Annotated in this window: 13 protein-coding genes and 1 pseudogene; 10 read left to right on the top strand and 4 right to left on the bottom strand. The window is 67.3% G+C overall.

Features of this window, described 5'->3' with window-relative positions; translation table 11 throughout:
- Positions 1 to 2 precede the first annotated feature (2 nt).
- Positions 3 to 2,408 (bottom strand): RHS repeat-associated core domain-containing protein, encoded by a 2,406-nt coding sequence (locus tag ABZ154_RS01925; protein WP_356828095.1) that lies wholly within the window; start codon positions 2,406 to 2,408, stop codon positions 3 to 5.
- A 569-nt stretch (positions 2,409 to 2,977) separates the two neighbouring features.
- Between ABZ154_RS01925 and ABZ154_RS01930 the strand changes: the two genes are divergently transcribed.
- From ABZ154_RS01930 to ABZ154_RS01950, 5 genes are all read left to right on the top strand, one after another.
- Positions 2,978 to 3,205, top strand: coding sequence for a hypothetical protein (locus ABZ154_RS01930; protein ID WP_356828097.1), 228 nt, complete (start codon positions 2,978 to 2,980; stop codon positions 3,203 to 3,205).
- Entirely contained in the window at positions 3,202 to 3,477 is a 276-nt protein-coding gene (locus tag ABZ154_RS01935) for a hypothetical protein (protein ID WP_356828099.1), read from the top strand. Before ABZ154_RS01930 ends, ABZ154_RS01935 begins: the two co-directional genes overlap by 4 nt.
- 499 nt (positions 3,478 to 3,976) lie before the next feature.
- Positions 3,977 to 4,786, top strand: a complete 810-nt coding sequence (uppS, locus tag ABZ154_RS01940; protein ID WP_356828101.1) for a polyprenyl diphosphate synthase — start codon at positions 3,977 to 3,979, stop codon at positions 4,784 to 4,786.
- 142 nt (positions 4,787 to 4,928) lie between these two features.
- Complete coding sequence (locus ABZ154_RS01945; protein WP_356828103.1) at positions 4,929 to 5,543, top strand: ABC transporter ATP-binding protein; 615 nt, start codon at positions 4,929 to 4,931, stop codon at positions 5,541 to 5,543.
- A complete protein-coding gene (locus ABZ154_RS01950) occupies positions 5,540 to 6,364 on the top strand; it encodes an ABC transporter permease (protein WP_356828105.1) in 825 nt (274 codons plus the stop codon). Before ABZ154_RS01945 ends, ABZ154_RS01950 begins: the two co-directional genes overlap by 4 nt.
- Before the next feature lie 147 nt (positions 6,365 to 6,511).
- Here the strand turns inward: ABZ154_RS01950 and ABZ154_RS01955 are convergent, their stop codons facing one another.
- The 3 genes from ABZ154_RS01955 to ABZ154_RS01965 all read right to left on the bottom strand — a co-directional run bounded on the left by ABZ154_RS01955 (position 6,512) and on the right by ABZ154_RS01965 (position 9,862).
- Positions 6,512 to 7,600, bottom strand: a complete 1,089-nt coding sequence (locus ABZ154_RS01955; protein ID WP_356828107.1) for a polyprenyl synthetase family protein — start codon at positions 7,598 to 7,600, stop codon at positions 6,512 to 6,514.
- Between the two features lie 137 nt (positions 7,601 to 7,737).
- On the bottom strand, positions 7,738 to 8,817 hold the full coding sequence (locus ABZ154_RS01960) for a polyprenyl synthetase family protein (RefSeq protein ID WP_356828109.1): 1,080 nt from the start codon (positions 8,815 to 8,817) through the stop codon (positions 7,738 to 7,740).
- Positions 8,818 to 8,989: 172 nt separating this feature from the next.
- Positions 8,990 to 9,862 (bottom strand): squalene/phytoene synthase family protein, encoded by an 873-nt coding sequence (locus ABZ154_RS01965; RefSeq protein ID WP_356828111.1) that lies wholly within the window; start codon positions 9,860 to 9,862, stop codon positions 8,990 to 8,992.
- Positions 9,863 to 10,676: 814 nt separating this feature from the next.
- Between ABZ154_RS01965 and ABZ154_RS01970 the strand changes: the two genes are divergently transcribed.
- The 5 genes and pseudogenes from ABZ154_RS01970 to ABZ154_RS01990 form a co-directional block, all read left to right on the top strand.
- Positions 10,677 to 10,871, top strand: a complete 195-nt coding sequence (locus ABZ154_RS01970) for a CopG family transcriptional regulator (protein ID WP_345983346.1) — start codon at positions 10,677 to 10,679, stop codon at positions 10,869 to 10,871.
- A complete protein-coding gene (locus tag ABZ154_RS01975; protein ID WP_356828113.1) occupies positions 10,868 to 11,260 on the top strand; it encodes a type II toxin-antitoxin system death-on-curing family toxin in 393 nt (130 codons plus the stop codon). Before ABZ154_RS01970 ends, ABZ154_RS01975 begins: the two co-directional genes overlap by 4 nt.
- A gap of 1,167 nt (positions 11,261 to 12,427) precedes the next feature.
- A complete protein-coding gene (locus ABZ154_RS01980) occupies positions 12,428 to 13,261 on the top strand; it encodes an alpha/beta fold hydrolase (RefSeq protein WP_356828115.1) in 834 nt (277 codons plus the stop codon).
- 9 nt (positions 13,262 to 13,270) lie between these two features.
- On the top strand, positions 13,271 to 14,242 hold the full coding sequence (locus ABZ154_RS01985) for a helix-turn-helix domain-containing protein (RefSeq protein ID WP_356828117.1): 972 nt from the start codon (positions 13,271 to 13,273) through the stop codon (positions 14,240 to 14,242).
- Positions 14,160 to 14,580, top strand: a pseudogene (locus ABZ154_RS01990) (YncE family protein); the annotation flags it as partial. The gene ABZ154_RS01985 and the pseudogene ABZ154_RS01990, both read left to right, overlap by 83 nt.
- Between the last annotated feature and the right edge of the window lie 133 nt (positions 14,581 to 14,713).

Below are 14,713 nucleotides of genomic sequence, written 5' to 3' on the forward strand. Positions count from 1 at the left end.
TTCTAGCATTTCGAGCCGATTCCGGTTCCGGAGTTGATCGCTGTGCACGAGAAGCTGTTCACGATACTGCCCGGAGGCCCGTATGCGGTCATTCCGACCCGGACGATCGTAGGGACAGCCGAACGAGGGTCTCCGTATATGGGAGTGACCGATATGGATAGAGTGTTGCCCTTATTCAAGGCCGTCCACCCGAAGTGCTCCACCTTGCTGGCCATTCTTCTGTTTGCGCTGCCGTGCAGAGCCACCAGGTTTCGGACGTCCTGGCCGGTTCCCTTGCCCCAATAACCTATCAGGTGGCCGGCTTGCGGCTCCCCTCCTCCTGCCTTGATCTCTCCCATTCCGTCCGGCGAAACAGACGGTTCGCATTCGGGGTATTTCGGCATGCCATTCGCGCCGGTGCGCGATCGGCGGTCGGCCTTGGTGAGGAATGCAAAGGCGCCGGTCGCCCTGCAGCCCTTGCTCCCCGTGTGGTTCGTGTACTCCTCCAAGCCTCCGTAGATCCGTCCTCCGTCGATCAGAGGCATCGGGTTGCAGGAGAAGTTGCTGTTGTCGGTACCCCGCGGCTGTGGTCTGGGCGCGCCATTTGCCGACGGCGCGGGGGTGGGACCCGGACGTGACCGGGCGGAGGAATCGCTGGATCCGGAGTCATCCGCGGACGGCCGCAGCATGCTGCCGATGGCTTGCCCGGCGTTCTGCAGGTTCTCCTGGCCTTGCGGAGTCGACGCTACGGCGGCGGTTCCGAAGAGCGCCGCCCATCCGTAGTAGACGGCCGGAATACCGAACCAGACAAGGTGCCCGTCGAGTTCCACACCGCTCACCGGGTTGCCGCCGGTGAAGGCATAGCGATTGCTGGTGAACGGGTCCGAACCCAGGCTCATGTCGGCCAGGGCGCCGTTGTACATGTCCCGCGTGGTGAATCGGTTGAGCCCTGGGTCGTAGTCGCGGAAACCCATGTCGTACGCGCCCGACTGCGAGTCCCAGCGCTTCGCGTTGAAGCGGTAGGGGTTGTACTCCTCCTTCGTCGGGTCTCCGGCCTCGGGCTTGTCGATGCCGGTGAACTCGGGTTCGTCGTTGCTGCCGTAGGCGGTGTAGCCGTAGGTGGCCCTGGTGTCGCCGTTCTTGTCGGTCAGCGTCTCGACGTCGGTGTGGCTGTTGTAGCCGTAGTAGCCGTCCTCCGTCGTGCCGTCGGTTCTGTGCTTGACCTGCGACAGACGCTCGCCCCACGGGCTGTACTGGTAGGACTTGGTCAGCTCGCCGGCCACCTTCTCGTCGAGGACCTCGCCGGACAGGCCCAGGTACGCGAAGTCCGTGGTCTTGCCCGCCGCCGTCTTCGTCGCGGTGCGGTCCAGCGGGTCGAAGGTGAACGTCGTCGACTTCATAGCGCCGTCGGCGTCCAGCTTCTGGGACTCGATGACGTGGTCGAAGCCGTCGTACAGGCTCCGCCCGATGACCTTGCCGCCCGAGGCGACCGACTGCTGGCGGCCGAAGGGGTCGTAGCTGTAGGTGGCCGCCGAGCCGCCGGCGGTGGCCCGGAGAAGCCGGTTGCGGTCGTATTCGTAGGCGGTCGTGACGTTCTTGACCGTCTGCGAGATGACGTTGGCGTTGTCGTCGTGAACGTAGGTGTCCGTGCCGGTGCCGTTGCCCGTCCTGATGAGTCGGTCGGCCGGATCATAGGTGTGGTTGGTCGTGGATTCGAGGTATGCCGCGTGGTTGTCGGCGTTCATCTTCCGCGCGGCGTCTTGTGCCTTGTTGCCGTTGGCGTCATAGGCGTAGGCGTAGGCGTAGGCGTGGGAGGCGACCAGCGTGCCGTTCGCCTTCTTCTCCGCCGTCGACTTCAGCGCACCGTTGAGGTAGTAGGTGTGGTCGACGGTGTTGCCGTTGTCCTTGGTCTCCTTCAGTTTCTGGCCATGGTCGGTGTACGTGTACGACGTGGCCTTGGGAGCCGCGTCTGCCGCGGACTTGCCGACAGACACCGTCTTGACCTGATCGCGCAGGTCGTAGGTGTACTTGGAGAACTGGCTGGGGTGGCTGACGGTCTCCGACTGCCCGTTGGCGTTGTACGTGTACGACGTCGTCTTCTTCTCCGCGCCGGACAGCGACTCCGTCACCTTCTGAACCTGGTTGAGGCCCGTGTAGGCGACGGCGTAGCCACGCTTGGCGGTAGGAGCGAGATCCTTCTTGCCGCCCTCCAGGCCCAGGCTGACCGAGCGGCCGTCCGGCGCCTCGAAGCGCATCAGCTTCTTCGGGTCCGAACCGAACCAGCTCCGCCCGGAGTTGGCGGTGTTGGCGAAGTCGAAGCCCTTGGCGCCCGACGCACGGACAGAAGTGTCGATCGATTTCCAGGACTTTTCGGCCCTGTACGAAACCGGGATCGCCGACAGCTCGGCCTCCACCCGCCCGTCCGACATCTCCCAGAACCGTGCCTGCGCGGTGCGCCGGTCGCTCAGCTCCCTGACACGCTCGGCCTTCGGAAGCTTTTCCCGGCCCGGTATCTCGTACTTCCCCCCGACCGGGGGTTTGGCCAGTTCCTTTTCTTCATCGTCCGAAACCAGCCCTTGACCGTGTCGACAATGCCGTTTCCGTCGTCTTCATTGGGTGCCGGGGCAGCGTAAGCCACCTGCGGTAGCGCAGTACCTGCGACCGCCGACACCACAAGGCAGGAGATTATTCTTGCCAGTCTTGCTTTCACAATGTCCTTTCTGGGGCGGCCCTTGCATGAGAAAACGGGCACGCCAATCATGCCGACCCGAAATTTCGGGCCGACTGCGGGGTGAACATATGTCACCCCTGGCCAGGGGTGTGGTGATTTCTAGTCAGGTCGGCAGGGCGGCGTCAACCTCACGGACATTCAGGGACGAATGACGGCCTGAAGGCGAGTGGTTCGCCCCTTTCTTCCGGTCGTTGGCGCGGCTGTTCCGCCGTGGTGTATAACCGCCCGGTTCGACTTCAGCGCACCCATCGAAAGACGGGATCCGGCATGCCGGCCAGCAAATCCTCAGAAATCGCGGAACTGGAAACAAGGAGCAACCAGCAGGAAAGTGAGAAGGGTGAGCAGAACTCCGGTCGGAGTCAGGGCGCAGGGCGTCAAGGCGTAGCCATTGCCGCCGCCGTGCTGCTCGCGTGCGGCGGCCTCGTCGGCTACGGCGTGTTCGCCACCGACGAGCAGTCCGCCGTCCCCCCCCCGCCGTCCCGACCGCCGAGGTGACGTACGAGGTCACAGGGAAGGGCACCGTCGAGATCTCCTACCTCGCCCGCAGCGAGTCCGGCTCAGCGACCGTCGTCAAGGACGCCGCCCTGCCGTGGAAGAAGACCGTGCAGGTCCCCCTTGGCAAGGATCCGACCGTGGCCATCGTCCTTGGCGATCAGGGCGGCCAGGCGGCCTGCGCCCTCGCTGTCCGTGGCGTGCATGTCCAGCGCGCGACCTCCAGCGGGACGTACGGCCGCGCCACCTGCAGCGGCCCGCTCCCGCGGTTCTGAATCACGCCGGCCCGATCGGTTCACGGCCCGTCCGCCCGGGTTCCGGGTTCCGGGTTCAAGGAGTATCCACGTGCGCACCGCGTCACGACAGATGCTGGTCACCTCGGCCGTCCTGAGCGCCCTCGCGCTCACGGCCCGGATGCGGCACAGCAGACCGGCAGAACACCGCGGCGGCGGACGCCACCCCACGGGAGCGGGAGCCGCTGAGGCCAAGGCAGGGGCCGGATGCGTGTCCGTGCCGCGCTCGACCATGGACCGGATCGTGAAGCGGTCCGGGAGGGCCAGCAGAGGTGCGCGCCAACCACATCGATCTCCCGCCCTCCGGTTGATCCCTGGCGGTCGCCGCGGAGGTTCGGCGTCACTCCGACGTACACCGGCTGCGGCGCAGACCGTGTTCGACGGGCGTTGCGTCAGGAGGGAACGGTCGTTGTACGGGTAGACGGCTGGCGAGACGGAATCGCAGTCGGCCTGGAGACCGGGTGCCGACGAGGAGTGGATCATGGTGAGCGTAGGCGCCTCGGGCGGGCGGAGCCCCATCGTTTCTGCGGCGGACGCTGAATGCGCCCTCCCGCTCGCCGCCGGGGCGAGCCTTGCCGATCCGCCTGCTGTCGTTCCCCCGCTTCGTCACCTGGCAGTCATTCCCGACGGCAACCGGCGCTGGGCCGAGGACAAGGGCCTCCCGAGCCTGGAGGGCCATCGACGCGGCTGCGAGCGGACGCTGGAACTTCTCGACCGATGCCGCACGGGCACCGGGATCGAAGTCCTCACGCTATGGACGACGTCCATCGACAATCTCAGCCGGTCCCGCGCGGAGGTGTACCAGGGGCTTCCCGTAATCGCGGCGTTCGTGGGACACATCGCCTCTGCGGGGCAGTGGCGTATCGGGTTCCTCGGCGATCTGAATCTTCTGCCGCCCCCCATGGCGGCAGAACTGCACGACCATGCACACCGCAGCAGTACTGTTCAGGGCCCGCTGGTGAACTTCGCCATCGCTTATGGCGGGCAGGATGAGATCACTCGTGCGGTGCGTAGGCTTGTGGACAGCCGTGCCGCGGACGGTCACCTCCTTCCAGGGCAGGAGCCCTTGAGCGCCGAGGAACTGGCTCGGCACCTCGACACCGCCGGCCTGCCCGATCCGGATCTGGTGATCCGGACCTCTGGGGAGACCCGGCTGTCGGGCTTCATGCCGTGGCAGACGCTGCACTCAGAGCTGTACTTCTCTCCTGTCCTGTGGCCGGATTTCGACGCGTCTGCCCTGGAGGAAGCGTTGGAGGACTACCAGGGCCGTCAACGACGCAAAGGACTGTGACATGCCGGCCGCGGCGCGAGCCGCGCCAGGATATGACCATGATCGAGCAGACGGGGCGCGTGTGATGCGAACGGCCGGCCACCAGGCGCGTGCGCTGTATGGAGATACCTCCGCCACGGCCGAGTGCCGGCCGAGCCTGCGCATGAGGGACGTGTACAAGAGCTATCGGAACCGCCCCGTCCTACGGGGGGTATCTCTGGACTTGTTACCAGGGCAGATGGTGGGTGTGGTGGGTGAGAACGGCGCCGGGAAGAGCACGCTGCTGCGGATCCTCACCGGTGACCTGGCCGCGGACAGTGGTGTGGCGGAGCTCCGGGGAACGGTGGGCAGCTGTCCGCAGGACGCGGTGCTCCACGGGGCGTTCACCGTCGAGCAGCATCTGCTCTTCCTCCGGACGGCCTATGGCCTGAACCGTCTCGACCGGGCCTTCGAACTGCTGGAGCAGCTGAACTGCACCGGCTACCGGGACCAGCGCGTGGAAACGCTCAGTGGCGGGACCCGGCAGAAGCTCAACCTCGTCCTGGCCTTGATGCACGATCCGCAGGTGCTGCTCCTGGACGAGCCGTACCAGGGCTTCGACTGGGACACCTACCTGCGCTTCTGGGACCTGGCCAGAACCCTGTGCGACCGGGGGCGCGCGGTGCTGGTGGTCTCCCACCTCGCCTACGATGCCTCCCGCCTGGACATCCTGTACCGCCTGGAGGCAGGCGTTCTCCATGAAGCCGATCAGGCCGGCGCCGGCGGGTGGGACTCGTGAAGCGGTGGTGGTCCTGCCTGGGGACCGCGCTGCGGTTCGCGCTCATCGAACAGGCCCGCAACCGGTTGGCGCTGCTTATCGTGCTGCTGTTCGTCCCGCTGTGGACGACCCTGGCGTTCGAGGTGGTGGCCCGGACGCCGCTGCGGTTCCACGTGCGCGCGGTGGACCGTTGGCTGGTCATGGACGCCAACGTCCTGACCCAGATCACCGGGGCACTGCAGGCTCTGACCTTGGTCATCGCTTTCATGATGTTCATCGCTACTGCCCGCTCCGCCTTGTTCGACCGGCGTCTGGTGCAGGCGGGCTACCTGCGGTCCTGTCTGGCGGCGGCGAAATGCGCCACGCTGGTCGTGGTGGCCGCAGTGGTCGCTGTCTACGCCACCGCCTGGACCCACCTGCTTTGGCACCCGGCGCAGCCCATGGTGTTCGCCGCAGGCATGTTCATCGGCGCCCTCACCTACGGAGCATTCGGCATCGGGCTCGCGGCCGTGCTGCGCAGTGAACTCGCCGGGATGTTCCTGGCCATCATGACCAGCTCCATCGACCTGCTGCTGCAGAACCCGATGATCAACCCGAACGCCGACAGCCCCGTCGTGCGCTACCTCCCCGCCCACGGCGCGGTGCAAGCCTCCGTCGCAGCCGGCGGGCTGCAGACCGTGCCCTGGAGCTCTTTGTTGCTGGGTGCCGGCTGGGCTCTTGGTATGGCCGCGCTGGGCATGACGGCCTTCGCCGTACGCACCCGAACGCAGCGTCTACCGGCCGTTCGGGCGGCTGATCAGCACACCGCCAGGGGCGCCGCCGCCTCTGCTCAGATACCGTGAGATGCTCCGCTCGGAGCCGACTGGGTACCTGGTCTCCCTTGATTGCCGCCGACCGCGTGGGGCCGCCCGCGGCACGCTGAGCTCTCGTCACGCGCGTCGTGCCTGGGACATGAGGCGCGTCCTTCTTCGGCCGGTGTCCGGCGGGCGCTATCGGATCCGTTCCATGGCCCACTGCGGTAGGTACTCGAAGAACGCGACCGACTCCGGGCGCCACCTCGAGCGCCAGTCGGCCGCCTCGGCCGAGGCCAGTTCCGCGTAGCGCTGCATGCCGCTGCGCATCTTCACCGGCACCCGGCGGCGCTCGGCGATGTCGCGGACGGCTGCGATGGTCTCCTCGGTGCAGTTTGGGTCACCGAGCGCGGATTCCACCACGGTCCTCTCGGCATCCGTGGCGGCCGCGAGGATGGCATGGACGGTGTAGTTGCGCCGCCCGCTCCGGATGTCGGCCCCCACGGGCTTGCCCATGATCTGTGGGTCTCCGAACAGGTCGAGGTAGTCGTCGCGCATCTGCCCGCCGATCCCCACCAGCCGGGCGTAGCGGCGCAGCTCCGTCTCGAAGAGGTCCGGGTGCCCGCCTGCGGCAAGCAACCCCAGCTGCATCGGGGCCAGTACCGAGTAGCGAGCGGTCTTGTGGTCGGCCACACAGTGGAGCGCTTCCTCTTCCGTGGCCGGGGAGAAGTCGCGCTCAAGGTCGATGATCTGGCCGACGAAGGTGTCTGAAGCTGCCCTGGTCTGCACTTCGACCATGGCCTGCCGGATCGCAGGGGGGGCTGTGGACTCCAGCAGTACCCGCAGGGACAGGGCGAGCGCTAGATCGCCGGCAAGGATGGCAAGTCCTAGGGCGGCCTGCGGGTGGTCGGGGAACTTGTGCCGGTAGGCGTAGTAGGTGGAGGGGCCGTCCCGGCGAGTGGGGCTGTCGTCGATGATGTCGTCGTGGATCAGCCCGTGCGTCTGTAGCAGCTCGACGCTCAACGCGGCTTCGTCCACTGCCTCGACCGGCTCCGTGGTCACCAGGCGGGCGGCTTCATGGACCAGCGCCACGCGCATCCGCTTCCCCCCACGCAGCGACAGGTCCCGCAGCAGGTGCAGGCACTCGGGCGTGAACACGCTGAACGCGGGCACCTCGAAATCAGTGCCGAGAGTGTGGAAGTACTGTTCGAACAGCGTGCTGAAGCGGTTCTCGTATCCGGCCAGACGCGTCCGGATCCGGGAGGTCAGGACAGCGGCATCAGTCACAGGGAGGTCCTCCTGATCGAAAAGACATAGGACAGGCGTAGACCGCCGACGGCAGCCCGGAGTGAGACACCGGCGCGCTTCACTGCCTGCCGACGTACCGGTCCTTCGCGGCGGCTGTCGGGACGGGGGCCCCGAGCTCAGGAACTGTAGGAGATGGCGGCAACGGCCAGCCCATGCAAAGCGCGGTAGGCGGCGGGCGGGAACGCAGCCGTCTCAAGCACCTGCACGACGTAATCATAACGGGCAGTGATCATGGCCTCTGTTCGTTTTCGCGCTTCCGTCGACTCCAGGATGGTCCTCACTTCGCCCGCCCCGCACTCGTCCAGGTCAGACCGGCCCACCAGATCACCAAGACGCTGCCGCTGCTCGGGACCGGCCGCCTGCATACCCAGAGCCAGCAGCACGGTGCGCTTTCCTTCCCGCAGATCACCCAGTCCCGGAGCACCCGCGCCGTCCGTGCTGCCGAACACGTCCAGCAGATCATCCCGGAGCTGGAAAGCCTCACCCAGCGGCAGCCCGAGGTCGGTGAACCGATCCAGGACCTCCGCGCCGGCCCCGGCGACGGCAGCACCCAGCTGTAAGGGTCTCTCGACCGTCGCGGTAGCGGTCTTGTAGCGGACGATCCTCAATGCCGCCTCGACATCATCCGCGTCCAGGCCGGTGCCCATCACGTCCAGGTACTGGCCGTACATCACCTCTTCCAGCATCGCGTCGTACAACGCGTGCACCGCTTGCCGCCTCTCGCAGGACAGCTGAGCGGTGTGCAGCAGCTCCTGCGCCCAGATCAAGGCAAGGTTGCCCACCAGTAGGGCGCCACCCGCACCGAGCCGCTCCGCGCGCTGCGACGGAACCAGGCGGGGGCGCAGGGCCCGGTGAACGGCGGGGCGGCCCCGGCGGCTGACCGAGTCGTCCATGATGTCGTCGTGGATGAGGGCGAAGGCCACGAACAGCTCCAGCGACGCGGCCACCCGCACGGCCGACTCCGTGTCCCCACGGCCGCCGGCGGCATGCCAGCCCACCACACACAGCAGAGCACGGATGCGTTTGCCGCCGGCAGTCAGGAAGGACCGCAGCGTGTCCACCACCTCCGGTGGAAGGTTCCGCCCACCCGCCGAGCGGATCTTTTCGTCCAAGAAATCCCGCAATACCGCATCGACTCGCTCGCGTACCGCCGACAGGTCGATTTCTTCCTGGATCCCGATGACAGGCGACGTCACAGGCCGACTCCTCCTACCTGGTCCGCAAGCTGACCCGCCTGGCCGACGGAAAGCTGAACCCGGGAGCTTCGCCCGGCCGGTACGCCCGGATTCCGCAACAGCCCGCGCCGCCTGCAGCGCCACGTCAAGCATTTGATCTGCATGCATCAACAACGACAGGAACGGCGCTGAATCACGCCCGCTCCACAACAGACCGGCGCTCCTGAACCAGCAGACGCAGACATGCCACCGGCCGGTCCCGCAGGGGGCCGCGCGCGACATCGGCACCCCGCGCAGCGATGGCCCGAAGCCGCTGGTGGTGCAGACGCAATACACAGCGCACCAACGGACGATGGGGCTCCGCGACTTCGTCGACGATTCGGCTCGCCTCTTCGAGCGTGGCATGCGCCGTGTCCGCAGTCGCTGAGATCAGCGCGCGGACACCAGGAGTGTCCCGGCCCTGCTCGAGATCGCCACGCGTCACGCCGTGCCGCTGAAGGTCGTCGGTAGGCAGGTAGAGGTTTCCGCCCCGCAGATCCTCCGCCAGGTCGGCGAGGAAATCGGTGCGCTGGCACCCGTCGGCGAGCAGCCGACAGGAGCTGGCGAACTGCTCGTCCTCACCACCTGGCTGCACCAGGCCGGTGGTGAGCATGGCGAACGGCCAGGTGAGCTGATCGATATACGCCTGGTAGTCGGATTCGTTGACGAAGCCAGGGAAGCCCAGATCGATCTGCGTACCCTCCAGATAGGACTCGACCCATCGCCGCGGCAGACCGCACTCTTCGGAAGTGTGCAGGAAAGCCCGGAGTAACGGGTGCTCCACCCGGCCGGTGTCCAGCCCCGTCCGCACCAGGCCCACCCACCAGTCGAAGCGTCGCCTGCGCTCCTCAAGGGCGCCCGAATCACACACGTCGTCGGTGAAGGACGCGAACGCGAAACCGGCGAGCAGATGCGGCTGGGAAGCCGCCGGCGCCAGAACCCGAGCAGCTGCGTAAGCCGCTGGATCACTACGCATGAGGAACCGCGCAACGTGACCGTAGTCGGCCCGCAGCCGCCCCTCTTCCACTCCTGCCGCATCCAGACACCGCCGCCACAAACGCACAGGCTTCCCTCGCTCATATATAGAGGTGCGCAGGCAGGACTACATACGCTCCGACATCGATTCATCAGAACAACGAACGGAGCACGTCATCTGTCACGCCGTGCTGGTCCCGCTCTGCTCCCCTGGCGCCACGCGCGTATCGAGCCTCCGTACATCTGACGCCGAGCGCAGCCCTCTGACGCCCAGCCCGGACCAGGCCAGTGAGTAGCTCAGGGGCCCTTGGCGCTCGAGCCCACAGCAACTCCAGGCTGCTCGGTTCCCTCAATCGAGTTGGGGGCAACTGGTCAGGTCTCCCTCCTGAAGAGGGGTGTGGGGCTGTTGGCCATGACGCTCGTTTGACGCTCCGGACGCCCGCGGACGGTAGAGCTGGCCGCTCAATGGGCTCCGACCTGCACTTTTCCGGGCCTCGCTGCAGCCGACATCTTTCCGATGACTTCGCATGTGGAGTGTGTTGCGATCCTCGAGCCTGCGGGCAAGGGCTCCTGACCTGCGCTTTTGATGTCCGGGTGGGTTGCTCGACCTGTTTCCCTCCGTGGAGCGGTTCGAGCGGACAGATCGATCTCCGAGAGCTCTCTGACCTGCGAATTCGTGAGCGAGGCGCTTGCAACGGCGATGCCTTCAAGTGGCTCTCGCGGGATTCTTGACGCTCGGATGACGCTCGCGATGGAAGTCTTTGGGCCTCCGCGGTAGCGATGCGCACGGCTGCTTGGTCCCACGCTCCGCGGAGCCGAGCGTGGCCCGACCGTGCCACTTGATACCAGTCTGGTATCATCCCTGTATGGCGATGACACTTCGACTCCCCGAGGACCTTGACGCGAAGCTCACCGAGCGGGCCCGTCGGGAGGGCCGCAGTAAGCAGGAACTTGCCATCGAGGCCATCCGTAACGCCCAGGAGCGGGCCGAGCTGAAGGTCGATGACGTCCTCGCCGAGCTGATGGACAGCGATGCGGAGATCCTGGACTACCTGAAGTGACGGACCTGCGCTACATCCAGATCGACGAGATTCTGGCCATCGCCCGTACGGTCAACGGCACCGAGCACAGCGTGCGTGACATGGGTCTCCTGGTGTCGGCGATCGAGCGGCCCCGGACGAACGTGTTCGGGGCCGAGCTGTATCCCACGCTGCACGAGAAGGCTGCGGCACTGCTGCACTCCGTCGCCCGCAACCACGCGCTGATCGACGGCAACAAGCGCACCGCCTGGCTCGCCATGCGTGTCTTCCTGCGGTTCAACGGCGTCAGCGTGAGTACCGTCCCGCCCCCCGTTTCCGTGGCCGGCCCGTTCGTCGAGGAAGTCGCGCAGGACAACGTCGATGTACCGGCGATCGCCAAGCGCCTCGCGACCTGGTTCCCCGTTTCCTGACGTTCGACGAGGCAAGGGCGCCTCATGTGGAGTACGTGGCGATTCTTGAGTTTACTGCAAAGGGGATCTGACCTGCGGTTTTCGTGGGTTGCTCGGGCCTGGCAGGGCGTGCTCGACACCTGCGGTTCCCATCCGGGCAGGGAAGGCGGGCGAGTGTTGCCCCAGGTCTTCACAGGGTCCGCGCAAGGCGGCCCTGACGCTCATGGGACGTGCGCTTTGATAGGGCGTCAGCTCATGTATGAGGTCGTATGCGGTCCCTGCGTCGAGTTGCGCGGATGGCGGCAATGGGCGGCCACATCAGGAAGGTGACCGGCGGTCCGGTGTCGACGGGGGTGGTGGGCGGAGGACCTGTTGCGCCGACGAGAGTGGGGCGTGTCCAGGCGAGACCAGGAATCCTGGTAGACCGCGCGATCTCCTCCGTGCTGCTCAGGGCTGAACAGACTGCGGCAACCGGACCATCCCGAAGGATCCCGCTCGCTCGCCCGCGAGGCCGGGGTGGCCCGAGACCGCCCCGGCACTGACCGCCGTGACGCTCGTTTGACGCTCTGGGCCCCCCTTCAAGCCGAGAATGCGCTTCTGACCTGGCCTTTTCTGTGGCCTACTCAGGCAGACACCTTTCCAACGACGTCGCATGTCGAGTGCGTCGCGATTCTGGAGCCCGCAGCAAAGGGTGTCTGACCTGCTTTTCTCCGGTTTTCCAGGTTGGGGGCGGCTCGTGCCGTCCTGTTTCCGTAGGCGCATCATGTGGCGTGCGTGATGCTCCTTGAGCCTCTCGAAAAGGCCGCTGACCTACAGGTCCAGAGGGCGTGCGCGGCGCGTGCCACTCCGGTTTCGGGCGGTGGCATGGTGCTGACAGAGCATCCTGACGCCCACCTGACGCTCCTTCTGGTGGGGCGTCAGGTGAGCTGCTGGACTGGTCAGGTGTCCTGAGGAACTGTCACACCTACCGGGAGGGACAGCTCGGCCCGCCGCCGATGTCGACAACCGTTCGCCGGCGCCGACGGCCACGCGATCCAGCGTTCCGGCGTCGTATTCTCAGAGTCGACCGAGGAAGCCCGCCGTGGTACGGATGGCCTCCTTGCCGTGCAGATGCGGCGCGCGCCCGCCGCGGGCCGTTGGCGACATTCGTACAAGACCGGCAGCCGCCGCCTCCCGCACCATCGCTCCATGAACACCCACGACGCACAGCACGTGCAGCCGATGCATGTGGACCGTGACGGACCGCAGGACGCGCCGCCACTGCTGCTCATCCACGGATCTGGAGCCTCGAGCGCCTCCTGGGGGCCGGTGGTCCCGGCCCTCGCCGCCCGTCATCATGTCGTCCGGATAGACCTCCCGGGCTGCGGCCAGTCCCCGCGCGCCACGTCCTACGACGTTCCGGCGCAGGCGGGCCGCGTGGCGGCGCTGCTCGACGAACTCGGGCTGCGCGCCGTCACCGTGGCCGGCCACTCCAGCGGCGGATACGTCGCCACCGCGCTCGCGGAGCAGCGCCCCGACCTGGTGGGTTCGCTGGCGATGATCAGCACCGGCCCGCACCTCGACGCGCTCCTGCCGCAGCCGGCCATCCTCCGCGTGATGCTGGCACCGCCCTTCGGACCGCTGCTGTGGTGGCGGCGTTCGGATGCGATGATCCGCAAAGGCGTCGGCGCCACGCTCGCCGGACCTGCGCCCATTCCGCCCGGCATGATCGCCGACGCCCGGAGCACCACGTACCGCGCGTTCCGCAAGGTGCTGCGCGAGAACACCGCGTACCTCGCCGAGCAGTCCGTGCCCGAGCGGCTCGCCGCACTCCGGCTCCCGGTGCTCGTGGTCTTCGGCGCCGCCGATCCCCGGTGGGATCCGGCGTCGGCGCGCCAGTACGACGTCGTGCCGGGCGTGCGGGTCGAGATGCTGCCGGGCGTTGGGCACATGCCCATGCTGGAAGCGCCCGAGCCGGTGGGCCGGCTGCTGCTGGACTTCGCGACCCTGTGCGCCGGAACCCCGCCCGCAGGCCCGGCCTAGACTGGCGCCGTGTTGTCGCAGGGCGTGCCACCCGCGTGGTCGGGCGTTGACATCGCAGTACCGGAGCCTTCGGACCGGCTGCCGGGCATCAGCATGGCCGGATTCCGCCACCCTGTCCCCGCGCCCGTCGACATCGCGATGGTCGCGCATCCGTCCGTCACCTTGCTCATCGATCTGAGCGACGATGACGGCCTGGTCTACGACACGCAGGGGCGACACGGACGCGGCAGTGTCGTGATCGGCCTGGCCCCCGGGGAGCTGCGGGCGTCCGGCCTGGTGGGCGAGTGCCTGCAGATCCGGCTGCAGCCGGGTGTGGCGGCCGCAGTGCTCGGCTCGTCGGCCGGGGGCAGCGGGAGCGTGGTGTCCTTGGCGGACGTCTGGGGGCGCGACGCCGGGCGCTTCGAGGAGCGGCTGCGTACAGCCGGATCGTGGGACGAGCGGTTCGCGATGGCGGCGGACGCCGTCCGCCGGCGGATCGGGGACGGCCTGCGGGTCGATCCGGAGGTCGTCCACATCTGGAGGCGGACGGTCGCCAGCAGGGGCCGGATGCGTATCGACGGCCTGGCGGACGAGGTCGGCTGGAGCCGCAAGCGTTTGTGGGCGCGTTTCCGGGTGCAGCTCGGCGTCACCCCCAAGCGGGCCGCCCAGTTGGTGCGGTTCGACCATGCGGCCCATCTGCTCGCGGCGGGTGTCCCTCCCGCCGGTGTCGCGGCCGAGAGCGGTTACGCCGACCAGTCCCATCTGCACCGCGAAGTGAAGGCGTTTACGGGGCTCACGCCGACTGCCGTCGCCGCCGCGCCGTGGCTGGCGATCGACGACGTCGCGTGGCCGGCCTCCTGGCGGGCAGGGAGGCCGGTGGCAGGTGGCGCACGCGGTTCCGGCCAGCGCCGAACCGCCCAGCCGCTTCGTCGAGTACGACGTGCACAACGACAAGATCATCAGGGTGAAGACGCTGCCGAAGAACCCGGACACCAGCGATGAACGCACCACCTACGTCAACGATTCCCGCCACCACGGCATGTCCATGAGCCCTCAGGGTGACAAGCTCTGCATCGCCGGGACCATGGATGACTACGTCACCGTCGTGACCCGCGAGACCCTTCAGGAGGGTCCGCTCGTCACCGCCTCGAAGCCGTACTGGGCCACCGTCAGCGGAGACGGCAAGCACTGCGTGGTGTCTGAGAGCGGCACCGACCAGGTTGACGGCGATCGACTTCGCCACCGGTAAGAAGGTCACCTCCATCCCCGTCGGCGACCACCCGCAACGGGTCCGCCTCGGTCACGTCCCCACGAACTGGGCCGGCCCCACCACGGGCTGAAAGGCTTCGGAGCCCAAGCCTCACGCCGCTCCGACCTGAACGCGCCGCACCGAATCCGACGGTGGGCCGGGAGCAGTTCCTCCGGCCGCTCCCGGCCCGGATCGCGAGCCGCGCTGAACGGTGATCGTGCCTG

Source organism: Streptomyces sp. NPDC006261 (assembly GCF_040613515.1).
Classification (GTDB): domain Bacteria; phylum Actinomycetota; class Actinomycetes; order Streptomycetales; family Streptomycetaceae; genus Streptomyces.